The following is a 21,345-nucleotide window of genomic DNA, read 5'->3' as shown; positions in this document are numbered from 1 at the left end:
TTAGAGGGTGTCGAAGGATGCCCTCTTTTTTAGTCTGTAAGTCCGAATTTGCCAAGGTTCGATTTTGTTGAGAGTGTTGAGCGATCGTTCGAGCAGATCGAGCGATTCAATGATCTCGAAGTCGCCTTTTAAGTTGAGTTCTGCGGGTTCTCCGTGGCATTCGTAACAGCGCAAAATGTACTCATCTGGATTGTCTTCGGATTGCTTCAGGCTAGAGAGGATGAGATTGTCTGCTCCAAGATCGAGGAAGGAATGGACGGGGGGAAGTGTGCCGTTTTCGGGAATTTTGTCGAGTACGATCACTTGCACTGGATTGCAGAATTCTGCTGCTTTGCGAACCGTTTGCGCTTCTTTCCAGTTTCCAGCGTGCGGATAGATTGCATAGCTAAATTCACAGTATCCTAAATCGGCTTCTGGATCGGGGAATTCTGAGCCACGCAGCAATGTAAGCCGGATTTGATTAGACGTGCAATCGTAGCCGTGCTTTGATTCGCTGAGGATACTAACGCCGTAATTTTCATCGCTCAAATCTGCCCAACCGAGTGCAGAAACTTCCCATTTTGCTTTTTCGGCTTCGGTCTGAGGAATGGTAGTTCTGTCAATCGCGCCTGCTGCAATTTCATAAGTTGCACTGCTCGATTCAATATTGAGTGGAAACGCAGCTTTGACTAGAACATGACGTTCTCGCCAATCAACAAAATTATGAATTTCGAGAAAGGGTGAATCTTGCCCAAGAATGTAAATTTGTTCAAAAGTAGATTCTCCGATTTGCCGGGTGACGGAGATCTGCGATCGAAAAGCTCGTAAAGGTCGATAACAGCCATTTGAGAGATGTGTTTCGCCCAATTTAACTTCTATAAGTTTGGGAGACGACAAAGCATAATCTGAATATTTCGGATCAATATTCCAAGCATCCCAATATTGTCCTTCATCTTGAAATGCTTGAAGTTGGTTTCCAGGCTCACTAAGAATTTCTCGTTGGTTTTGTTTATCAAAAATACTATCTAGATTACCAGTCTCTAAATTGACGGTAACTCGTAGAAATTGATTTTCAAGAATTGATGATTTAGGTAATTCTGGAAGGATTTCAGCTTCAGTTTCAAGTGGACAAAGCCAGAAGCATCGATATCCTATTCCTGGGATATCCTTAGCTAAGAAAGTAATTTCATACGATTGTATGTTTGAACTTGAATAGAAATGATTTTGTTCTTCGAGCCAATTCCCTTCCAAATCAGCAACCTGCCAGTGCAATCGATTTTTATCTGTGTCAGTAAAGGCTATGTTTTCATGAAGTGGTTTGACACTAATAAATTGATCTCGCCTCCAATTTGATGGGTTGAAAACAATAATCAATTTTGCTTCTAGATGAGGTAGATTTGAGACCCGAACACAACCTGAGAGTAGTCTCCGTGCTACCACATCAAGCTCCATACAGTTGTAAGATTCATACTCCCAGGTTTCTACCGCTGTTTCAAAAACCTCACGAATTGATGTTCCTGGTAAAATGTCATGAAATTGATTAAATAAAACTGCTTTCCAAATATCTTCCATGTCTAGCTTTGGATAAGATTCATCTTTTGTAATTGCTGCAAATGCAGACCAAAGCTCAGTCTCTTTTAGAAGCGATTCAAGCCAGCGATTAAAACTTTTCTGATCGCCATGTGTTGTATAGCAGCCCCGATGGAATTCTAAATAAAGCTCATCATTCCAAGTGTCTTTTGGAGCTTCTAGGCTTTCTAAGTACTTCAATGCGGTGGTAAATTCTAGCTTTGGAAAGAACGGCGATCGCTTCCACCGCTCTGCAATTTCCAACATATCGCGCGTTGGGCCTCCGCCATGATCGCCCACACCAAATAACCACAGCGCATGAGGTTGACCCGTTTTCTTCACCCAATCCCAAGCAAATTGTGCCATTTTGATCGGATCAATTCCTTCCCCGATCGGCGAAGACATCAAACTCTTTACTTGGCTACCATCCGGTGCTTGCCAGTTAAACCATTCGTAAGGAAATCGCGTTGTATCATTCCAGCGCAGCTTTTGTGTCACAAAGTAATCAATGCCTGCTAGCTTCAAAAACTGCGGCGTTTGCCAATTGAAGCCAAAGGTATCCGGCAGCCATGCGACTCGGCAGATTTCACCAAACTTTTCTTGACAGTACCGTTGACCATACAAGAGATGACGCGCGATCGATTCTGCATTGATCAGATTCATCTCTGGCTCAACCCACATGCCGCCGACAATTTCCCAGGTTCCAGCTTTTACCTGTGCTTGAATCTGAGCAAATAGCTCCGGTCGATTCTGTTCAACCCATTCAAACAAAGCCGGAGTCGTATGGCAAAACGTCAATTCAGGAAAGTCTTTCTGCAAATTAAGTACTGAAACAAAAGTACGTTCTGCGGCTCTCCATGTTTCCTCCACATCCCAAAGCCAAGCCATATCTAAATGAGCATGACCTAGTAAATAAATTGTATGTTGTTTGATTTGGGTACTAAACGGTAAAAGTGAGCGTCTCAGTGCTTCGAGAGATTGATGAAACTGCGATCGGTTACTAACTTGCCAATCTAATTCAAATTCAAACTTGTCTAACTCAAACGCTTCAACATAGCTCTGAATTACTTCCAATTCATCCGCGACAAAGCCCGGATCGATCTCGTCGTAATTCGACTCGTAAATTAGACGCGATCGCATCAATCCGCCAATGTCATGTCCCGGACTGACCAATCGAATCGCAACTGCAATCTTCTCGCCTGGAACTGTGGCAGAACTCAACACAATCCGACAAGAATGATCAAATAAATCCCCTTCCTGAACCTTCTGCCCATTCACAAAGACTTCAGCCAGTTCCGCCCACCAGGTTAATGCCAACCGCAGCGTTAACCCTTCTAAGGGATAGCCTGCTAAATCTTCCGGCACGCTAAACTCTTGATAGAACCAGCGAACCTTTCGCCCCTTCTCCCACACTAAATAGCGTTTCTCATTCAGCTCAAGTTTTGTAAAAGATTGTGTCGATAAATCTGCGATCGTACAATCCGTTTCGCAGACGAGCCAATGCTCGATCGCATCTGCTTGAACTAAATTTCTCAAACGCTCAATAAAAGAAGTGACAAATTCAACCATACCGATATGATATTGGGGTGGAAAATCGCGATTGTTACGATCGTCCTCAGTTTATGACCTCTCAACGCTATCAAAGCCAATTGTTTAACTTTGTCACGCAAAAGACTCAGAAATTTGCGGACAAGACGAGTACCTTATTGCGGCACGCCAAACTTGCTGCAATTTGGGGCACTCAAATTTTGCTGTATCCGGTCTACGCCCTCTTCCAGGGCACACGCTACGTTGGGCAGCAAATCGGGCAACGGGTAGAAAAAACAGTATTACGCTTGAAGATGAGTCGAGAGGAAATCGCGATCGACCCCGACAACAACCTCAGCGATGCGCCGATTCAAAATGTTCTGGTCGCTGTCAAACGCGCCTTAGTCAGCGGCGGCAATCTTCCCGTTCTCAAAGAACGGCATCCACTCGTCGTAATTGGACGATTCTTGTTCCGTCGCGACGAAGAAGCCCTAATTGTCTCGAATCCGTATCAAATTACCGCGATCGCTTGTACCGTTGATACCCAAAAAATCGTTTTGATTCTCGAAGATAATGTCATCTTCGACATTCTCACTCCAGAACAACAGCGTCAGATCGGACAGCGCATCCGACTCGAACTCGCCCGCTACTGGCAATGGCGACGGAAGCTGTATCTCAAATCCGCTCCCTTATCCCTGCCCGAAGATCGAGAAACTTTACTAGCTCCGATTCGAGTCTTCCGGCAATTAATGGCTTGGGTGCAGACTAGCCCAGTTGCGATCGCTGCCAACCTGTTCAACGAATCAGAACTCGTCGAAGTGGCAGAACTCACCTGGTTTGTTCCGAATGTTCCACTGTCGGCTTGGAATCCCACCGGACTGATTCCCACGCCTCCGAGCCGCAAAGCAGTCACCACTTGGTTTGCTCAAGCTCCGAACTTAGCTGATTTAGAAGCGTTAATCTGGGCAGCCATTCACTATTTCTTTGGCAATAAGCCTCGCTTGGCGACAGCAAATGGTGCTTTGTCAGACACGGTGGACTCCTCGCCTTGGTTAAGCTTTACCGATGTCTTTGGTGGGGCGTTGCCGAATCAAGCTGTCAGCGAAATTCAGATCTTAGAAGGCTCGGCTGCCTTTAATGGAGTGTTGATGCCGAATCAAGCTCCATCGTTTACAGAATCGCTCTTCGAGCATGTTCAGCGCCATCTGAGAGGATTTTCTGGAAAAATCATTCTGCGATCGAAACCCAAACAGCGCGCTGCAAGCTTAAGCCGCATCGAAACCCGAATCACCCAAGTGTCGATCGAGTCCGCACAGCCGCTCGATTTTGGCACACCCACCGAACTGGCAACGACTCAAAAAGCATCTGTACCTGCGGTAAGACGGGTCGAACGGACTCAAGTAGAGACAGCATTTGATTGGATTGAAACCCCGGCGACTGAGGTCGAATACATCCTGAGCCGTTGGCAAAAAATTCTCAAATGGCTGGACAATTTGGTGCTTTGGATCGAGGAAAGAATCATTGCACTCTGGCATTGGCTCCGCGAGCGCAATTAACAACGATCCCGTCCTCCTGTAAGATAAAGGGACTAATTTCAAACCCCGCCCAACCAGTTTGGAGTCATTCATATGATCACACTCAAAATCGTTGTCTATATCACGGTCTTCTTCTTTATCGGTCTGTTCGTCTTTGGATTTCTCTCGAACGACCCCTCGCGCAACCCCAACCGCCGTGATTTAGAATAATCCATTCTCGATTTTGAGAATGAAGAGGGCAGACATCTGCCCTTTTTTTTTCAGTCAATGCCGCAAGAGCGATGCGCGATCGACATTACTATCGATCAACCTCTAAAACCTACAAGGCTCTAACCGAACTCGTGGAATCAATTTGCCGAAATTCCCGTCAATCCGTTAAAGTGCCAATGCTGCCGTCTGCCTTCTGTTCCGAGTCGTATTTCTAAGACTATGCCCTATCTGGTTCAACCTCCTGCGATTGTTCAACCTGCCCCTGCCCCTACGCAGAAGCCCAACCTAGCGATCAAGCTTGCTCAAACCGCTCCGCCAGAGAAGCTTCCCGTTGAGTCAAAAAAAGCAGAAGACCTAACTGGAACTCAATCCATTTCAGCGATCGAACCCGATTGGCAATTTGCAACCTCAACCCCCCTCTCCCAAACCCCCCCACCCCCCACTTCCTCCCCACTCCCCATCTCCCCACCCCCTACTTCTTCCCCACTCCCGGCAACATCCCCACCCCCCACTCCCCTACCCCCCACTTCCCCCACTCCCGGCAACATCCCCACCGAACGCCTCACCAACCAAGGAATTCTCGAACTCAAAGCCGATCGCCAAGACTACGACACAAATCGCCAGATCTTCACCGCCGAAGGAAACGTCTCACTTCGATTTCGAGGCGCATTGCTGACGGGCGATCGCTTACAGGTGAATCTCGTGAATCGCCTCACAGTTGCAGAAGGCAACGTGACGCTGACTAGGGGCGATCAAGTCCTACGGGGGCAACGATTCCGCTATAACTTGATCCAAGAAGAAGGAACCGTTGAACAAGCCAGTGGAGAAATTTTTATTCCAACGGCTGGAACCGATCTCAATCCCAACTTACCTACTAACATTACGGCGGGAGTTGTCCCCGTGGGTTCAGTCGGCGATCGAGTGACTGCGGCGCAGAATAACATTTCTCTAGCAGGCAGTGCGCGGATTAATGTTGGCTCAGAGCAAAATTCGAGTGGATCAACGATTGTTCGACCTGCCGGGGGAACTGTTCGACGCTTACGATTTGAGGCGGCTCAAATTGAGTTTTATCCAGAAGGCTTTCAAGCTCGAAATATCCGAGTCACGAATGATCCATTCTCGCCGCCTGAACTGGAACTGCGCTCAGATCGGGCCGAACTCAGACGCATTTCACCGCTCAGAGATGAACTTCGCGTCAGCCGTAACCGATTGGTCTTTGATCAAGGGTTTACGCTGCCATTGCCGAGTCGAACGCTAGTCCTCGATCGCAATCAGCGATCGCCTGCTTTGTTCAACTTCGGATATGACGGTGAAGATCGAGGTGGACTGTTTATCGAACGCGATATTAATGTTTTCCCGCAGTCGCCGATTCAATTCACACTCACTCCGCAGTTTTTCGTGCAAAGAGCGTTTCAAGATCGCAGTAATATTGCCAATCTCTTTGGTCTACGGGCGCGGCTTGCGGCTCCCTTGAGTCCTCGAACTGTGATTCGAGGCGAAGGTGTCTTAACTAGCTTAGACTTCAATCGGAGTGAAGAAGCATTACGAGGCAGCTTGCGAGCACAACAATTGATTGGTACACATACCTTAAGCTTAGAAGCAAGTTACCGCGATCGCTTATTCAATAATTCCCTCGGCTTCCAAGACGTTCAAAGTAGCATTGGGGCATTGTTCTTTTCACCGATTGTTCCGATCGGTAAAACTGGGATTAATCTCAGCTATCAAGTGGGATATCAATACGTCACAGCAGACACCGATCGCCTTGATTTACTAGAACCAATTCGATCGAACAATCGCATTAGTCTGGGACGATTCCAAGCAAGTGCTGCTTTGAGTCGAGGCTTTACACTATGGCAAGGAAATGCTTTACCTGCAACCCCGGATCAAGGCTTGAAGTACTCTCCGATTCCAATTCGTCCTTACATTGGTGTGGGTGTAGGAGTAACAGGTGTTGCGACTGCTTATAGTAACGGGGAAAGTCAAAACAGCATTAGTGGTGCTGTGAGTTTACAAGGACAATTTGGGAACTTCTCGCGCCCGTTTTTTGATTACACTGCGTTTAACGTCACTTACTCACAAGCCTTTCGCAATGGTTTGTCGCCGTTCTTATTCGATCGGATTGCAGACGATAAAATCCTCTATGCAGGGATTACGCAGCAGCTTTATGGACCAATTCGCATCGGGTTTCAAACGGCTTACAACATTCAAACAGGTCGAGAGATTAGTACGGATTACTTTTTAGAGTACAAGCGTCGGACTTATGGCATTACACTCCGCTATAATCCGGTTCAGCAGATTGGCTCTGTAGGTTTTGAAATTAGTGATTTCAACTGGAATCAGGGCAGTGGAGAGCCTTTCGCAGGCAGTGGTGTCATTCCGGTAGAAGGCGGAGTTATTCGATCTCCTCAGTAGAGATTCAGAAGATGTTTTAAAACTTTCGCGGCGGTTACATCCCATCTGTGATTGGAAGTCATAGTCTATTGAAACAAAGTTTACTAAAGGAACTGAAAGCCATTTTCAGTAAGCTATTTACTTTGTTTCAATAGACTTCGTTCCGATAGCTCCGACTCCCAACCGAGGGGCGGATGATGAATGAATGAATGAATGAATGAATGAATGAATGAATGAATGAATGAATGAATGATTCCCGTTAAAACATCCTCTTACACTCAGTTCCAGCCTTTCCTGTAAAGTCAGAGAACTTAAAATACCGATAAATTTCAAGCAATCTATGATCAGCTTGAGTACTCTGCTAAGGAATTGCTCGGGATGTAGATGACCCAAAACGAGTTAGCAAGTTCTGGCTCTCAGTGTTGACTGAGCTTCAGAATCACAGGCTGAAGGACATTCTCATTGCGTGCTGTGATGGACTTACTGGCTTTCCTGATGCCAGTACTAGAGGAATAGCACAAAGAATCAGAAAATTCAGCTTTACCTTAATTTTCTAAAAGATGACTTTCAGGTGAATTACCTAGGAACCTTCTATCCAGAATTGGACAGGAATCATAACAGCCGTGCTTGAGAAACTTCTAGGTTGTGATAAATAAATCCGATGAAATTTGAGCAAGCTTGCATAAACGCAAAAGTGCAAACGTGTATCTCCTCAGAAGCTTAAAACCTTCACACAACACTAGGAGAACCAACATGCTACGTCAACTTCTTTCTGCCTCCGCGTTAATGCTTGCGACTGTTCCTGCCCTCTCAATGTCTGCGATCGCTGCATCAGCCCCACGAGTCACCGTATTCAATCAAGGTGGATATGTCGCAGACTATCAGATTAACTACAGCATTAATGGACAACGTAAAGACTTCAAAGTCTCTGGAATCATTGTTGGTGGTAAACGAACAGTAACATTGCCACTTGGCAGCCAAAACATTACAGTGCGGGGTCAAATGCAAACCGGGTTGTTCTGGGAGCCGAGACGAGAAATCTTCAATCAATCTGCTCGTGATGGAAGCTGCTTCAAGACTTTCGGTACTATCTTCAGAGGAGAATGGTCACGCGATTGCACAGCTGATTTCTAACTTCAACGAAATCCTCGGTTTGTTCACCCTCAGAGTTCTTCAGCCCAGAGAATTTGTGCTTCGCTACTAGTTCACCACAATAAATTTGATAGGAGAATAGGGAGCAATCTGAGTTTAGGTTCTCCCCACTCCCCACTCCCTACTCCGCAACATTGCTGCGGTTGACGACGACTTCAATCGTTATAAAGCCTTGGCAATCCGATGCAACCAAATGAAATCCTCGCCTTCTGGAGAACACTTCGATTGAATTAGCTCATTCGAGTAGTGCAGATTTTCCCCACTCAGATCCGTACGATACCCCCATTCTGTCCATTCTCCGTAAGGATCATTCACCCAAAATCCTGTTTCGTCATAGCCGCGAATCAGAATAATATGACCGAATCCTGTGAAATAGCCATGAACAATGCAAGGCTTTCCTTCTGCGATCGCTTTACGAATATCATATAAACTTCCACGATTGGTGTAGTCAACCTTTAAGCCGTAAGCCTCTCCGAGTTTGACTAAATCCGATGGCTCATGTCGTGAGAGTTGATGATCTTCCATATATTGGTAGAGTTCATCTTCAAGCTGGATAAAGCTATCACTCTGACCTTTACGCTGCCAGTACACCATTGCCATCGCATAGCAAGTTACATTGCAAGCACCCGTCGGGTTCAACTCATTGTCAAGCTGGCTCTTGTAGAGCACACCTAATTGCTTTTGAGCAGGTAGCGCTACTTTCTCTACCTGAGGTTTCGGACGCTCAACTTGAATCGGAACGATCGCACCTTGATTGTCGATCAGTTGAACATGTTCTACAAACACATACCACTCAGTTTTTGTAGGATTGCCAAGCGATTGCCCTAACATCGCAACTTTGAGATGCTTAGGATCAACTGCTTTCCAAGAATGCAATTCAAACGTTTGCCCCCCTGCAACTGAGACTTTATCCGCATCCGCTAACTCTCCAGAACTTGCCGTCGATTGCTTAAAAATAGTATTTTGCAGAACACTAAGTTTCATCGTCTATCCTCGAATATTCATACTAAGGATAGATTTCCCCCTGAGAAACAGATTTTGATGTTCTCAGCGCGATCTCGGTAAATTTGCGAAACGTTGCGAAAATTGACGATCGGTTGAGTAACGGCAATTTATTTCGTTGAAATCTGTAAACTCTATAACACTTAAGCAAGAGATTTGAGATCGCTTGCACAATTGAAATAACAGGCGACACTTGTGATCCCGCCCTGTTCCTTGAAGCGATGGCAATAACCAACCGACTGCCCCAACAAGCTGAAGCTGAAACGCGCACTCGTATTCTCAAAGCAGCGCTGAAGCTGTTTGCGAAGCAAGGATATGATGGGACGACTACACGGGATTTGGCAGAAAAAGCTGGAGTCGCAGAAGGAACGTTATTTCGCCATTTCACCAATAAAAAGGCGATTTTGATCGAAGTTGCAACCCAAGGCTGGATCGAGATTTTGACCGATTTGCTCACCGAGTTAAGCGAAATGGGTAGCTATAAAGCGATCGCCCAAGTGATGCGAAAAAGGATGTTGAACATGCATCAGAATGCAGACTTATTCAAGGTCTGTTTTATGGAAGCGCAGTTTCACCCCGATTTGCGCGATCGCATTCAAATCGAAGTCGTCGAAAAAATGACCGACGTAGCAGAGGCATTCTTTCAGACCGCGATGGATCAAGGCATTTATCGGCAGATGAGTCCAAGATTGGTAGCGCGGGTATTTTTAGGAATGTTTACGATCGCGGGATTCAGTCAAGATACAATCATGTCCCCTGGCAGTTCTCCGCATGAAATGAAGGAGATGGCAGAAGGGATTGCAGATATCTTTCTGAATGGAGTTCTGGCACAACATGAATCAGTTGGCTGATACGCTCAAAGCTCGACGACAAAAGCTTTCTAAGTTGGTGGATTTTCCGGTGATTTTACGATCGGGCAGCCGGAAATCTCGAAATTTTCCAGCAAATACCTATCCATTTCGCGCGAGTAGTCATTTTCTCTACTTTGCAGGATTGTCTTTAGAAGATGCGATCGTCAAAATTGAGGGTGAGCGATTAACACTGTTTCTCGATGATCCGAAACCCGCCAGTGCGCTTTGGCATGGAGAATCGCCGACGCGCGATCAGATTGCAGAAGCGATCGGAGCGGATGCGGCTTACCCACTTTCAGAGATCACTTCAGGCATTGAGATTGACAATTTAGAATTGCAGAAAGCCATCATTGAATTGCGGCTCATTCACGATGAAAGTGCGATCGCCGAAATTCGCAAAGCGATCGCAGTCACCGTTGAAGCTCATCAAGCCGGAATCCAAGCCACCTTAAGCGCAAAAACTGAAGCTCAGATTCGAGCAGCCATGGAAAGTGTAATTCTTTCGCACAATATGACCTGTGCTTATAACAGTATTGTGACCGTACACGGTGAGGTGTTGCACAATGAACAGTATCATCATCCTGTACAGCCTGGGGATTTAGTGCTCGCAGATGTAGGCGCAGAAACCCAAAGCGGTTGGGCTTCAGATATTACGCGAACCTGGTCAGCTAGTGGAACGTTTTCGCCGACTCAAAAAGCGATTTATGATGTGGTACTAGAAGCGCATGATCGAGCGATCGCAAAGATTTGTCCTGGGATTGAATATCGCGATATTCATTTGCTCGCTTGTGAAGTGCTCGCAGAAGGTTTAGTCGATTTAGGAATTTTGCGGGGTCAACCTGCAGATTTAGTGGATCAAGATGCTCATGCGTTGTTCTTTCCACATGGGATCGGGCATTTGCTAGGTTTAGATGTCCATGATATGGAAGACTTGGGCGATTTAGCAGGATATGCAGCCGGGCGATCGCGCAGTGCTCGATTTGGATTGGGATATTTACGACTCGATCGACTGTTAAGAGCGGGAATGATCGTGACGATCGAGCCTGGATTTTATCAAGTTCCGGCTATTTTGAATGATCCAGAGCGCAGAGAAAAATATCGCGATGTAGTGAATTGGCAGCAACTCGAAAAGTTTTCAGATGTCCGTGGGATTCGGATCGAAGATGACATTTTGGTAACGACAGAAGGTTCAGAAATCTTAAGTGCTGCTCTTCCCACCTCTGCAAATTAACCAATTAAAAAGCGCTCTTCCTCTGAAGAGCGCTTAGAGAGAAACAATCATTTAGCAACTAGCTCAAACCGACATTACTACGATCGTAGTTTTCAATATTTCCATGATGATTGCTTTGCATCACCTGGGCAGATTCCGAAGGCATTCCAACTTCGTTTGCTTGACGAGTCAACATGGATTGCTCACGGTTGCGAATCATTTGGCGGTGACGAACCATTAATGCGCGAGCTTGATCTTGAATGGACATACTCATTTCTCCTGGTCATTTCTTGTCTATGAGACTAATATACCAGATAATTTCTGTATCAACAACTACCGTTTCTTAAACTTGTCATAGATTTGTGACAATAGATTGTTGATCCCGAAACACGGTAAGCTCACAAAAAAGCTGTGGAGAGCGGGATTATGTCTGAAACGGGGAAGCGAATTGAAGTTGGAGCGCTAAATTGGTTTTACCGAGATGCCGAACCGACGAGTTCTTCTGATCGCACTCCGGTCATTTTGCTCCACGGTTTAGTCTCTCAAGGCTACAGCTGGCGAAATGTCTTACCTGCGTTGGGTGCAGAAGGATTTAGAGCGATCGCGCCAGATTGGATTGGCTGTGGATATTCGAGTATGCCGGATCGCCGAGATTTCGCTTATCAACCCGAGACGTATCTCTCTGTCCTCGAAGATTTGATTGCAGCATTTGAATTTGAGCAAGTCTCGATCGTCGCTCAAGGCTTTCTGGGTTCCGTAGGAATCCAATACGCGCTCAGACATCCCGACCAAGTAGAACGACTGGCAATTTTTAACTGCCCAATTTTCCAAACTGCGAAATTGCCTTGGAAACTGAAACAGATGAGCATTCCCCTCGTCGGAGACATGATGACGCAAGACCCGCTACTCGTCGATCGCACCCTGGAAGGGGGAGGCGGTTATCGCATCGAAGATGCTGACCTTGATGTCTATCGTCGTCCGTGGTTAAAAACTTCAGATGTGGGGCGGGCATTATTCGCAATTCTGCAAAATCTCCAACTCAAGCAAGTTACGGCTGAGATCGAAACCGGATTAAAAGACTGGAAAAAGCCATTATTAATCGGTTGGGGAGCGCGTGATCCTTGGCTCGCGATCGAGACTGCAAAATCCTTGTATCCAACCTTGGTTGAACTCGATGAAGTCGGACATTATCCTCAAGAAGACTGGCACGAAAAGGTGAATGAAATTCTCGTGCCATTTTTAAGACAGAAAGTGGTTTAGAAAATCCCGAAACAGAAATCCTGAAACAACGGGATGATAAACTCGTCCGAACAAATAGCGGCATCATTGAATCAAGCTATGTATTATCGTGGGTTGTTCCTAGCTGGAGTTTTAGGGTTTGGCATCATGCCCCCCCTGCAAGCACAAGAATCGGCTTGCCCTGCTCCAGCCTTGTCTCGGTTATCTCGTCACACAGTTGCAGCAGGCGAAACACTCGACTCGATCGCAACAAAATACAATCTCATTTCCACAACGATCATGGGCTTAAATCCCGAGACGCGATCGGGAAAAGTTTCGCCTGGACAAACGCTCCTAATTCCGCCCTTTAACGGCATTCGGGTGGAAGTTCCGGCGGGAACGAGTTTTAAGGATTTAGCAGCACGTTATCGAGTCCGGGCAGATGTCCTATACGAAGTGAATGGCTGTCAGCGATCGCCCAAAGTTGTCTTTGTCCCAGGTGTAAACTGGTCACCGAATAGCGGTACTCAACCTGCAGCAGTTGGCAAAACTCCGGTTTTATCTGGTTCACCTTTAACGGGAGAAACCGCTTCAATTGCGCTAGGTTTTGGATGGTACTTGCCAGCAGGACGTGAAAAGCCAGTCTTTCATAGTGGAACGGATCTGCTGGCAAATGTGGGCACACCTGTGAAAGCGATCGGGGATGGAACCGTCGCATTTGCAAGCAATCAGGGAAACTATGGAAATCTCGTTGTGATTAATCATCAACAGGGCTATCAAACCCGGTACGCTCAGTTGGCAACCATCAATGTCAAAGTCGGACAAGTAATCAAACGAGGGACAGTCGTTGGAAAGGTTGGACAAACCGGATCACCGAGTACAGTACAACCACATTTGCATTTTGAAGTGCGAACGAATTCCAAATTAGGCTGGGTCGCAGAAGATCCGATCGCGTTTATTCGTCGGTAAAGGATTTCTCTTTCCTGCGATCGGATCGTTATTTGAACCCGAAGATCGGAAAGTGTGAATTGTTTACGATCGCAGTCTGCAAAACTTCCATCTGCTGCCGACTGCAGAAAACTAAAAAGCGAGGCAAGAGTGCTACTCTTGCCTCGCTTTTTTAATACCCCCAAGGGAATTCGAATGCGGTATTAAGTGAAAACCGTAGTCGCTAATTTTCAAAGCCTTGTCTCATCTAGCACGTAGAAATCAGGAGAACTTTGACTTGTTAAAAACATAACTATCATTCGCGTCTTTCGACCGTATTTATGGCGATCGCAGTTCTAGAAGCTGCGATCGCTCGATACTCTTGAGCCAGCTGCTCTAATCCCAACGCAAGCTCTAAATGTGAAATGCCGCCTATTTCTGGCAAGTGAATCACTAAAAATCCAACGTGAGTCTTAACGGCTCTCACGTTCTCCAGGTCCATATTTTCCATTGGCTGTCTCAGGTGTGGTGAGGCGATCTAGTTTTTCATTCATCAGGATCATGCTTTGCTGGATTTGCTGAAGGGCGTGAAAGATCTCTGTTTCCGTCCGCTTGCTCATCTGCAAAGCAAGATTAATATCTGTCGTAGCTGCACCCATTCGCTCGATCGCGAGCGCAATTTTATCGTGACTACCCTTCAGCTGGATCAGCATTTCGGCTTGCTGTTTGAAGTGGATATTGCGATCGTTGCGAATATCCTCAATCAAACTTGCCGTCAGCTTTTCCTCACTGGCATCCTTCTGCTTGAAAAATCCTACGCCTTCTTTGATCAGGTAAACGACGATCGCCACCATCAGCCCACCTTCCATCAGAGGAGGGGTAGCAGTTGGGAGGGGTGAGGGCTGGAGTGATTGAGCGGTCATCGCTGAAATATTGTTCATGTTGCTTGTCCCCATAGCAGCATCTCGCCGACCGAAACGTTTACGCCACCTGTGCTATTAGAAAAGACAAACGTGTAAATCGTGTGAGCGGTGTTGAAATCTGTATCACTAGCGAGGTTGATCGTTTGGACTGTGGATACAGTTGCCAGAGTGCCAGAGTATAACGGTGTACCAGCTGTGCTGGTAACTGCTCCAGCAAAGATGCTCAAATCTCTAGGATGATTGAAATTTCCGTTGAACTGCCCTAACCAAAGCTGCACTTGATTAAGGTAGACAGCGGTTGAAAACTGCACTTGTACGAATACCGTGGCGGCATTCGTCACCATCATTCCAACGGTGTTACTACCATCACGCAAAGCGCTCATTGTGTAGGCTGTGCCGTGATAGGTGTAGCTTCCGTTATTGATCGGCGTGTAGGTCAGCGGGTCAAGCTGCGCTGTATTGCGGCTTGAGATTGTGTTAGACACTAAGCCCGCGTTCCTCAAGCAATCTAGAATCGCCACGCTCGTTGTCCTCAATTGCTCGTTAGTTGGGTTCGATGGAGGATTTGAAATTGTGGGCGGTGTAGTAGAAGCCCTAGCAGCGCGGGTTACTGGCATTAGACAAACTCTCGTACTAAAGCGTTTCCACCCGTAGCCGACCAAATCCCGGCGATGTTGCCTGTGTAGGCAATCGGAAGCTCATACAAATCGCCATTGTTGAGCGAGATAGTAAACGCAGAAGTCGAAGCGGTTGCACCTAGCTCGACATACAAAATACCAGTGCCGTTGTTCACGATAGAAGCGCTCTTTCGGTTTGCGTTTGCAGCGAGCAGCTGGACAGAAGTTGTCGAAGCTGTGACAGCCGAAGCTACGACATTTGAGCTAGTCGGAGTATTTACAGTGACTTGAGTTGCGCCACCACGAGAAATGGGCATAGAAGAAACCTCAATCTGAACATCAAAGGGCGTTGCAAAATTCGGCACTCTGAGGGCAAGAGCGCGATCGCTGAAAAATGGGGGCGCTTCAAATTCGAGAATCCGGGCGTGAGGGGTCGCAGTAATGCGGCGCTCGTCATAGATATCAGTGGAGTCCGGATCAACTTGAGCAAGCCAAACCGGAACACCAGCCGTCTCAAACGTGAGCCTGACATAACCTAACTCTGAGCTAATTACTGGAGTAGATTGCCAGTCTTGCCCTGCGGTAATCGTCGCGATCGTTGTCCAGGTCATCAGAATAAAAGTTGGACTTGCGTTTGCAGTTCTCGAATCAAGTCTTCAGTACTATCGCTCTCTGAGCCGATGTACTCGTACAGAGTCAAAGCGATCTCGCTAAACCACCACGGGCAACTAAACTTCAGTTGATAAGTGGTTGAGAACTTTGGAAAAATCAGCAATCTTGCACCATTGCAGGGCAGTTGATAGCGATTAAGCGCCAATTGCCCAATGTCAGCAACACCAGAATCGACTAAAGGCGTGAGTGATCCGCCGCTTCTCCAAGTCGATTTGGCATACTGGCTGAACGTTTTAGCCGCCAGAATGCGCGATTCTGCTTGCACGGGTAGCACCGTATCAGGAATCAACGATCGCTCTCTGGCGCTGATTTGCTGAGTCGTAAATTGGTGCTGATAGAGCAATCGCCAGTTTGTACCGTTAGCGGGATTGATGATTAATCGGCTCATACATGAGGCAACCAGATGATCGTGTCTGCATCTTCTAGAGCCGTTCCCTGATCAATCACAGCGTCAATGTTCTCGTCAACGATGCCCCAGTACTCATCTGGCTCTACGCCAAATTGAGCGAGACAGTCTTCCAATTCATCGATCGTCGCTTCTCCCTTGAGAAACTTCTCAGTTAGGCGTTGAATCGTGCAATGAGCATCAATTTCAGCTGCAATATCGCTTTTGTTGTGATCTGGGGTGAGTCCCAGATCAAGCAGGAACGGCTCTAGAACGTGCATCGATTAGACCTTCTCTTCAACCAAAGTAAACTTCAGGTTAGTCGAAGACCCTTTCGACTGAGTTGCGATTTCGTTGAAGGCATCCACCATCGTATCGGTTGCGCCTTTCTTGCCAAATGGAATCGAAGCGCTTTCAGTGTTGTACTTGAGATACTTCAATCCAGTGAGCTTGGAAGTAGCAGCTGTACCAGTCTGGCTAGACTGCTGACGACGCACCACGCGAGCGGGTCGGTAGGTGCTCATCTTGATCGGGGTGTTTGTGCCCAAGGTTGCCGTGACACGGGTATTTGCTTCGCTCAAGTTGCTGAACAAGTTCCAGGACGGAACCAGGGCAGAGGCTTGAATTTTTACCGCAGTGCCGAGGGGTAGAGCGAAGGGGTCGAGGTAGAGCTTAATCGAGTCGGGACGGTTGCCTTTCGTTCCAATTCCCTCGCCTTGTTCAGCCAGTCCTTGCAAGTAGTTAAGGTATCTTGTGCGAGCGGTTGCGCCACGCATTCCGCGTAGAACGCGGGAAAATCTCGGTGCTGTTGACATACGTTGTAAGAGTGTTTGAGAGTGAGTAGCTGTATGAGAAGCGTGCCTTCAATCTACCCACCCAAAAACACCTATACGAGTTTCTGGAAAGGTTGAACCTTTCCCAGTGATACCGAAAATTTTAGGTTCGATAGCTTGTCACCAAAGCGCTGTCATACCGTCCAGAACGGTCGAATAAGTACACGGGTTTGGCTAGACCTGCGAGCTTTACCGTGGCGTATTGAAATCGCACTTCAGCAATTGGACGACGGCGGGGAAGACGGCGGGATTTGCCCAGAATTGTCTCTCTGGGTGGAATGGTGGGAAAGGCTTCAGAAGGGCTACCGTTTTCGATACGGTTGAAGAACTCCCAGTCGGGTGTATGCGATTGCAGGTCTAACACTTTGCCGATAAGGGTTCGCGCTTCGGTTTCATTGCGGGTGAGCAGTTGAAGCTGATAGCCTTTGTCCCAGTCGGTGTAAGAGCAAAGTTCCTTACCCTTGCGCCACACAAACCCTTGACCTGTGCCGAACTCAGTCTTGATTTTGTTGGCAAGGGCGAGCGCTTCGGAGTTAGAAAAGGTTGTACTCGTTTGAGTCATCAGACGAAATGAGATTTCGCCCGAAACCGGGTCATAACCAGGCTCAACATCTTCTAAATCTTCCAGGAAATAGAGCGTCACTTGTGGACGGGTGCGACGTAACACGCGGTAATTCAAATCGCGATCGCTGCTCGCTATGCCCTGATTCCATCGCTGTTTAATCAGCATGTCAAAGAGCAGCATTCTCGATAGAGTCATATCCATTGTGTCTAGCTCTGCATGAGTGCAAGCGGTTCTCAGACTTGCTCTAGGGGTACTGATATCCGGGTCATCAGTCGTAATGTCGCTGAACCATTCGCGCACCTCTGGGTTATAGGTGCGGCGAATGGTGTCTTGCAGGTGTTCAGCGGGGCTGAAGTTACTCGGTAAAGGCATTACTCTGCATCTCCTTTTGTGCGGTCTGTTGGTTGCAGAGTGGGCGATTTACTTGCGGCATTCGACTGATCAGCCGTGGCTTTTGTCGAATCGTTATCGGGGCGACTGTTGGGGGTTGCTTCCTTGATTGCCTTGTCAAAGGCTTCTTTCTGCTCCCTAAATTCGTTCACTTCTTCAGTGATCGATCGAACCTCACCCACAACGCTAGAAATTGAGCTTGCGGCATCATCTAGGTTTTCTTGACCATCCCTAAACTTCTGCATTCTCTGCTGCCATTTGCTCTGGGCTGTAACCCGCTCTGGCATCCAGGGATAAGCATTCTCGCCCACGACTCGGAAGCGTTTCAGCGCGTTGCCAATTTTTCCGGTATTTTCTGCCGTCCATTCGGCAATTTCGCGGGATGAGTCAGCGATCGATCTGACTGTCCAAACAATTTGGCTCGCAGTGGTGACAATGCGATTGAGCTTAGTAAAGGTTGCTTTGGTCCCGTTCCAGGTTTCTGCCCCTAGCGCATTCTCCATCGTTTCATTGACTGCCTTACCTAGTACTTCGTTAAAGTCAAAAGCTTCAGCGGCGGTCTTATCTACGCCAAACATCGGGGCAAAGGTTTGGACGGACTGCGTAACGACATCGCCCATAGTCTGACCCAGGTTTGCAGACAGCATCGCGGCATTATGCAACGATGCAGCGGTGCTGAGTGTGTTCATCACTTGAGTGAGCCGCGCTCGCAACTCTGCCAATCCAAAGCGCGATCTGATGTTGGCAGTGCGATCGCCCATCATCTGAGCGAATGAAGCCATATTTGCGGGAACTTGTACAGGTTCTTTCACAAACACAGCGCCAGTGAGTCGGTTCCACGTCACAAATCGATCAACCATCACCGTAACGGTTTGATTTTGGTTCTGTTGCCCTCGCTGTAAGTCGGCAATGCAATCGTTTTGGCAAAGTGGCGGAGTAGATAAATCAGGCTCGACTCGTCTCTCTGCCTTGTCTTGAATTTCCTGGATTTTGTCAGGCTTGATTTTGCCATCCTTGAGAAAATCAGTGGTCACTCTGCCATCTAATCGCTGTCTTAGCCCAACTTCTGGAGCGAAGTTAGGGCGCTGCCTTAAATTGACTTCTGGAGCGAAGTTAGGGCGCTGATCTGTCCTGATTTCCTGTCGAATTTCATAGCGGGGCTTGGGGTCGATTCCAGGCTCGATCGGTGGGCGCACGGGCGGCTCAAGTCTTCGACCGGGCGGCGGTGGAGCAAAAACCACGGGCGGCGGCGGATCAAGTCTTCGATCTGGCGGTGGCGGTGGATCAAGTCTTCGATCTGGCGGCGGCGGTGGATCAAGTCTTCGATCTGGCGGCGGCGGTGGATCAGTGACTCGCCTTCCCGGCGGCGGCGGTGCAAAGATAAATTGAAATGGCGGTGGCTCAAGATTTGGATCAATTCCATTTTGGCGATCTCCTTGGAATTCGCCGCCATTAAAGGGCTTTGCCGCCTCGGAGTTGTATCGAACTCGAAAATTACCGAACCATAAGCTAGCGGTAGAAACTGGCTCTCCAATCAACTCTCTAACCTGCTCGCCATTCGCGTTTTTCCACACCAAATAGAAGCGATTGACAATTCTCATACCAGATTCATCGATCGTCTGTGGGTTAGTCGAATGAGGGGTGCTTTCATCCGTTGTTTCACGCTCGATCGACAAAGGAATTCCGATTCTCGGCTTAAAATCGCTAACCTGTGTATCTTCCTCCCCTGGTCTGAGAGTTAGCGATTTATCGCCCGGATTTGCTACCGATCCGGTGTTCCGGTTATAACGACTCGCCACAACAAACACTAAAAATGTTTGAACTTCAGAGGGGTCAAAGTTGTAAATCGTCGCATCTTGGACTTTCCCTTGCTCCCACGGCTTCCAGCTAGTGCGCGCATCCTGTGTTTTTCTTTGCTGAAACTCTTGTAGCTTTCTGGCTCGCTCAAACGGGTTAGGCTCCTCTTGAATACGCGCGATTTCTTGCTTTTCTTGCTGAGTGAGTGGAGGTTTCCCGATCGCCTGTCGAATCCAATCTGATAGGGTATCGCGCGCCTTGTTGCCTTGGGTTCTGATAATCCAGTCACCCACTGCACTAATCGCAGCGCCACCAATCGCAGCTGCACCCATGCCACCGCCAAATCCGCCACGATTGACTTGAACGGGCGGCGGCGCTGCGTTCCCTTGTCCACGTGGGAAGGGTTGAGCAGAAGTAAAACCCTGATCGAATCTTTGCTGAGCGCTGATTCGATTGCGGTCTGTTCCATATTTGACGATCGCTGATGATGAGTCATTGCTGCGAATTTGGATTTCACTGGCGCTGAATCCCTGACGGCGATCTGCGTCTGCCATCCTAATGAGGCGATCTGCGTCGATTCTGCCTGTGTTGCGGTCGAAGGCTGCATTGACTCTTAAGGCTTCCGCCATGCGTGCATCATAGGAACCTTGCGAGACAGCATGAGGCTGAATCGGTTTGGAAGGCGGCGGCTCGGGATTCCGCCCGTTACCGGTGTAGTTTTTTCCGGTGATAGTATCCCAGTATTTTGCATAATCAATCCGACCTGTACTATCGGTGAAATAAGTCCGGGCATACGCTTCGCTAAATGACATGACAAGCTCCTAAACAGAAAAGGAGTGCCTTGCGACACTCCAAACAATGGCTGTGAGGTTGAAATTAATTCGAGGTATATGCCGAGGGAATTTGAGTTTGAGAGAACTCCCTAACGTGAAGCCATAGCTTTTTAGAGTTGTCAGAAGCCCATGCCGGATCGATTTCAAAGCTCGCGCGCATCCATAAGCGGGTTGTGCCATCTGCTGCCTTGAAGATTCCAGAATCGACTACACGCTCATTTGCTAAGTCGGTTTCGAGAACTCGCATTTGTGGATTCATTGCTTGAAGAGTGAGCAGCGCCCAGGCGGCGGCTTCTTCGACCGTGTTGATCGCGGGTGGAATTTGCGTTGAAAGATTAAGTGCACTCATGTTGAATTAAGCCTTGCTACGGGCTTATTAATCCCTGCAATGATGCAAATCACAGCAGAAACGCCTTCTCCAATGCCACAAAGAGCATGAAAGAGATTCTGAGTTTCCCAATGTTTGAACTCGCCCTGCTCGTCTTAATCATCTGTGTCCTTTGTTGGGTGTTGCCACAACTCAGTAACTCGCCTTCACGACGATCGACACCCGTGCGCACTTCTTCAAAACCCGCAATTCAGCAGCGACTCTATCAGCTGGTGTATGGTGATCGGGCAACGGCTGATCGACTTTTGAGGCAAGCACGATCGCGCTATCCCGATCGCTCAGAGCAATGGATTTTAGAGAAGGTTGTTTTTGATTTGGAGCGCGATCGTCGATGGTGATTCTCAATTTGGGGAAATGTGAGACTGATCCTA

Annotated in this window: 22 protein-coding genes and 1 pseudogene; 10 read left to right on the top strand and 13 right to left on the bottom strand. The window is 47.6% G+C overall.

Annotated features, from left to right (window positions below; genetic code table 11):
• Positions 1-3,117 carry an alpha-mannosidase gene (locus ACMUEV_RS15445; protein WP_190652887.1) on the bottom strand — a complete coding sequence of 1,039 codons (3,117 nt, stop codon included), beginning with the start codon at positions 3,115-3,117 and terminating at the stop codon, positions 1-3.
• A 17-nt stretch (positions 3,118-3,134) separates the two neighbouring features.
• On the opposite strand from ACMUEV_RS15445, the gene ACMUEV_RS15440 reads away from it, so the two are divergent.
• From ACMUEV_RS15440 to ACMUEV_RS15420, 5 genes and pseudogenes are all read left to right on the top strand, one after another.
• Positions 3,135-4,631 carry a hypothetical protein gene (locus ACMUEV_RS15440; RefSeq protein WP_190652888.1) on the top strand — a complete coding sequence of 499 codons (1,497 nt, stop codon included), beginning with the start codon at positions 3,135-3,137 and terminating at the stop codon, positions 4,629-4,631.
• Positions 4,632-4,703: 72 nt separating this feature from the next.
• Positions 4,704-4,820, top strand: coding sequence for a photosystem II reaction center protein I (locus tag ACMUEV_RS15435; RefSeq protein ID WP_071596159.1), 117 nt, complete (start codon positions 4,704-4,706; stop codon positions 4,818-4,820).
• Between the two features lie 219 nt (positions 4,821-5,039).
• Positions 5,040-7,232 (top strand): DUF3769 domain-containing protein, encoded by a 2,193-nt coding sequence (locus ACMUEV_RS15430; protein WP_190652889.1) that lies wholly within the window; start codon positions 5,040-5,042, stop codon positions 7,230-7,232.
• A 380-nt stretch (positions 7,233-7,612) separates the two neighbouring features.
• Positions 7,613-7,711 (top strand): annotated as a pseudogene (locus ACMUEV_RS15425) (transposase); the annotation flags it as partial.
• 253 nt (positions 7,712-7,964) lie between these two features.
• Entirely contained in the window at positions 7,965-8,345 is a 381-nt protein-coding gene (locus tag ACMUEV_RS15420; RefSeq protein ID WP_017288256.1) for a hypothetical protein, read from the top strand.
• Between the two features lie 180 nt (positions 8,346-8,525).
• Here ACMUEV_RS15420 and ACMUEV_RS15415 read toward each other — a convergent pair whose 3' ends face one another.
• Positions 8,526-9,347 carry a C39 family peptidase gene (locus ACMUEV_RS15415; protein ID WP_190652890.1) on the bottom strand — a complete coding sequence of 274 codons (822 nt, stop codon included), beginning with the start codon at positions 9,345-9,347 and terminating at the stop codon, positions 8,526-8,528.
• Positions 9,348-9,586: 239 nt separating this feature from the next.
• Here ACMUEV_RS15415 and ACMUEV_RS15410 point away from each other — a divergent pair, with 239 nt between their 5' ends.
• A complete protein-coding gene (locus tag ACMUEV_RS15410) occupies positions 9,587-10,216 on the top strand; it encodes a TetR/AcrR family transcriptional regulator (RefSeq protein WP_017288259.1) in 630 nt (209 codons plus the stop codon).
• A complete protein-coding gene (locus ACMUEV_RS15405) occupies positions 10,200-11,447 on the top strand; it encodes an aminopeptidase P family protein (RefSeq protein ID WP_190652891.1) in 1,248 nt (415 codons plus the stop codon). Before ACMUEV_RS15410 ends, ACMUEV_RS15405 begins: the two co-directional genes overlap by 17 nt.
• A 58-nt stretch (positions 11,448-11,505) precedes the next feature.
• Here the strand turns inward: ACMUEV_RS15405 and ACMUEV_RS15400 are convergent, their stop codons facing one another.
• Positions 11,506-11,694, bottom strand: a complete 189-nt coding sequence (locus tag ACMUEV_RS15400) for a hypothetical protein (RefSeq protein WP_017288261.1) — start codon at positions 11,692-11,694, stop codon at positions 11,506-11,508.
• Between the two features lie 158 nt (positions 11,695-11,852).
• Here ACMUEV_RS15400 and ACMUEV_RS15395 point away from each other — a divergent pair, with 158 nt between their 5' ends.
• Both ACMUEV_RS15395 and ACMUEV_RS15390 read left to right on the top strand, forming a co-directional pair.
• Positions 11,853-12,686 carry an alpha/beta fold hydrolase gene (locus tag ACMUEV_RS15395; protein ID WP_190652892.1) on the top strand — a complete coding sequence of 278 codons (834 nt, stop codon included), beginning with the start codon at positions 11,853-11,855 and terminating at the stop codon, positions 12,684-12,686.
• A 78-nt stretch (positions 12,687-12,764) separates the two neighbouring features.
• Entirely contained in the window at positions 12,765-13,613 is an 849-nt protein-coding gene (locus ACMUEV_RS15390; protein WP_190652893.1) for a LysM peptidoglycan-binding domain-containing M23 family metallopeptidase, read from the top strand.
• Positions 13,614-13,887: 274 nt separating this feature from the next.
• Here the strand turns inward: ACMUEV_RS15390 and ACMUEV_RS15385 are convergent, their stop codons facing one another.
• The 10 genes from ACMUEV_RS15385 to ACMUEV_RS15340 form a co-directional block, all read right to left on the bottom strand.
• Positions 13,888-14,073, bottom strand: a complete 186-nt coding sequence (locus ACMUEV_RS15385) for a hypothetical protein (RefSeq protein WP_199329679.1) — start codon at positions 14,071-14,073, stop codon at positions 13,888-13,890.
• Entirely contained in the window at positions 14,045-14,512 is a 468-nt protein-coding gene (locus ACMUEV_RS15380) for a hypothetical protein (RefSeq protein ID WP_190652894.1), read from the bottom strand. The genes ACMUEV_RS15385 and ACMUEV_RS15380 overlap by 29 nt, the downstream gene beginning before the upstream one ends.
• Complete coding sequence (locus tag ACMUEV_RS15375) at positions 14,509-15,015, bottom strand: hypothetical protein (RefSeq protein WP_415354605.1); 507 nt, start codon at positions 15,013-15,015, stop codon at positions 14,509-14,511. Before ACMUEV_RS15375 ends, ACMUEV_RS15380 begins: the two co-directional genes overlap by 4 nt.
• Positions 15,016-15,110: 95 nt before the next feature.
• Positions 15,111-15,722 (bottom strand): hypothetical protein, encoded by a 612-nt coding sequence (locus ACMUEV_RS15370; protein WP_415354604.1) that lies wholly within the window; start codon positions 15,720-15,722, stop codon positions 15,111-15,113.
• Complete coding sequence (locus tag ACMUEV_RS15365; protein ID WP_415354603.1) at positions 15,722-16,171, bottom strand: hypothetical protein; 450 nt, start codon at positions 16,169-16,171, stop codon at positions 15,722-15,724. The genes ACMUEV_RS15370 and ACMUEV_RS15365 overlap by 1 nt, the downstream gene beginning before the upstream one ends.
• The gene (locus ACMUEV_RS15360; RefSeq protein WP_415354602.1) at positions 16,168-16,449 is read right to left on the bottom strand and encodes a hypothetical protein; all 282 of its coding nucleotides are present in this window, start codon (positions 16,447-16,449) and stop codon (positions 16,168-16,170) included. Before ACMUEV_RS15360 ends, ACMUEV_RS15365 begins: the two co-directional genes overlap by 4 nt.
• 3 nt (positions 16,450-16,452) lie before the next feature.
• Positions 16,453-16,983, bottom strand: a complete 531-nt coding sequence (locus ACMUEV_RS15355) for a hypothetical protein (protein ID WP_415354601.1) — start codon at positions 16,981-16,983, stop codon at positions 16,453-16,455.
• A 121-nt stretch (positions 16,984-17,104) separates the two neighbouring features.
• On the bottom strand, positions 17,105-17,938 hold the full coding sequence (locus tag ACMUEV_RS15350; protein ID WP_415354600.1) for a hypothetical protein: 834 nt from the start codon (positions 17,936-17,938) through the stop codon (positions 17,105-17,107).
• Positions 17,938-20,565 (bottom strand): hypothetical protein, encoded by a 2,628-nt coding sequence (locus tag ACMUEV_RS15345; RefSeq protein ID WP_415354599.1) that lies wholly within the window; start codon positions 20,563-20,565, stop codon positions 17,938-17,940. Before ACMUEV_RS15345 ends, ACMUEV_RS15350 begins: the two co-directional genes overlap by 1 nt.
• Before the next feature lie 64 nt (positions 20,566-20,629).
• Positions 20,630-20,935 (bottom strand): glucose-6-phosphate dehydrogenase, encoded by a 306-nt coding sequence (locus ACMUEV_RS15340; protein WP_190652446.1) that lies wholly within the window; start codon positions 20,933-20,935, stop codon positions 20,630-20,632.
• Between the two features lie 86 nt (positions 20,936-21,021).
• Between ACMUEV_RS15340 and ACMUEV_RS15335 the strand changes: the two genes are divergently transcribed.
• Positions 21,022-21,312 carry a hypothetical protein gene (locus ACMUEV_RS15335; protein ID WP_017289363.1) on the top strand — a complete coding sequence of 97 codons (291 nt, stop codon included), beginning with the start codon at positions 21,022-21,024 and terminating at the stop codon, positions 21,310-21,312.
• Positions 21,313-21,345 lie beyond the last annotated feature (33 nt).

The organism is Leptolyngbya sp. FACHB-1624 (genome assembly GCF_047649235.1).
In the GTDB taxonomy this organism is placed as follows: Bacteria; Cyanobacteriota; Cyanobacteriia; order Leptolyngbyales; family Leptolyngbyaceae; genus Leptolyngbya; species Leptolyngbya boryana.
This window is presented reverse-complemented; position numbering and strand designations above follow the sequence as displayed.

What these genes read in the sequence shown, in the direction of transcription:
- ACMUEV_RS15445 (WP_190652887.1), bottom strand. Translation starts at nt 3,117, where the DNA reads ATGGTTGAATTTGTCACTTCTTTTATTGAGCGTTTGAGAAATTTAGTT.
- ACMUEV_RS15435 (WP_071596159.1), top strand. Translation starts at nt 4,704, where the DNA reads ATGATCACACTCAAAATCGTTGTCTATATCACGGTCTTCTTCTTTATC.
- ACMUEV_RS15430 (WP_190652889.1), top strand. Translation starts at nt 5,040, where the DNA reads ATGCCCTATCTGGTTCAACCTCCTGCGATTGTTCAACCTGCCCCTGCC.
- ACMUEV_RS15420 (WP_017288256.1), top strand. Translation starts at nt 7,965, where the DNA reads ATGCTACGTCAACTTCTTTCTGCCTCCGCGTTAATGCTTGCGACTGTT.
- ACMUEV_RS15415 (WP_190652890.1), bottom strand. Translation starts at nt 9,347, where the DNA reads ATGAAACTTAGTGTTCTGCAAAATACTATTTTTAAGCAATCGACGGCA.
- ACMUEV_RS15410 (WP_017288259.1), top strand. Translation starts at nt 9,587, where the DNA reads ATGGCAATAACCAACCGACTGCCCCAACAAGCTGAAGCTGAAACGCGC.
- ACMUEV_RS15405 (WP_190652891.1), top strand. Translation starts at nt 10,200, where the DNA reads ATGAATCAGTTGGCTGATACGCTCAAAGCTCGACGACAAAAGCTTTCT.
- ACMUEV_RS15400 (WP_017288261.1), bottom strand. Translation starts at nt 11,694, where the DNA reads ATGTCCATTCAAGATCAAGCTCGCGCATTAATGGTTCGTCACCGCCAA.
- ACMUEV_RS15395 (WP_190652892.1), top strand. Translation starts at nt 11,853, where the DNA reads ATGTCTGAAACGGGGAAGCGAATTGAAGTTGGAGCGCTAAATTGGTTT.
- ACMUEV_RS15390 (WP_190652893.1), top strand. Translation starts at nt 12,765, where the DNA reads ATGTATTATCGTGGGTTGTTCCTAGCTGGAGTTTTAGGGTTTGGCATC.
- ACMUEV_RS15385 (WP_199329679.1), bottom strand. Translation starts at nt 14,073, where the DNA reads ATGGACCTGGAGAACGTGAGAGCCGTTAAGACTCACGTTGGATTTTTA.
- ACMUEV_RS15380 (WP_190652894.1), bottom strand. Translation starts at nt 14,512, where the DNA reads ATGAACAATATTTCAGCGATGACCGCTCAATCACTCCAGCCCTCACCC.
- ACMUEV_RS15370 (WP_415354604.1), bottom strand. Translation starts at nt 15,722, where the DNA reads ATGACCTGGACAACGATCGCGACGATTACCGCAGGGCAAGACTGGCAA.
- ACMUEV_RS15365 (WP_415354603.1), bottom strand. Translation starts at nt 16,171, where the DNA reads ATGAGCCGATTAATCATCAATCCCGCTAACGGTACAAACTGGCGATTG.
- ACMUEV_RS15360 (WP_415354602.1), bottom strand. Translation starts at nt 16,449, where the DNA reads ATGCACGTTCTAGAGCCGTTCCTGCTTGATCTGGGACTCACCCCAGAT.
- ACMUEV_RS15355 (WP_415354601.1), bottom strand. Translation starts at nt 16,983, where the DNA reads ATGTCAACAGCACCGAGATTTTCCCGCGTTCTACGCGGAATGCGTGGC.
- ACMUEV_RS15350 (WP_415354600.1), bottom strand. Translation starts at nt 17,938, where the DNA reads ATGCCTTTACCGAGTAACTTCAGCCCCGCTGAACACCTGCAAGACACC.
- ACMUEV_RS15345 (WP_415354599.1), bottom strand. Translation starts at nt 20,565, where the DNA reads ATGTCATTTAGCGAAGCGTATGCCCGGACTTATTTCACCGATAGTACA.
- ACMUEV_RS15340 (WP_190652446.1), bottom strand. Translation starts at nt 20,935, where the DNA reads ATGAGTGCACTTAATCTTTCAACGCAAATTCCACCCGCGATCAACACG.
- ACMUEV_RS15335 (WP_017289363.1), top strand. Translation starts at nt 21,022, where the DNA reads ATGAAAGAGATTCTGAGTTTCCCAATGTTTGAACTCGCCCTGCTCGTC.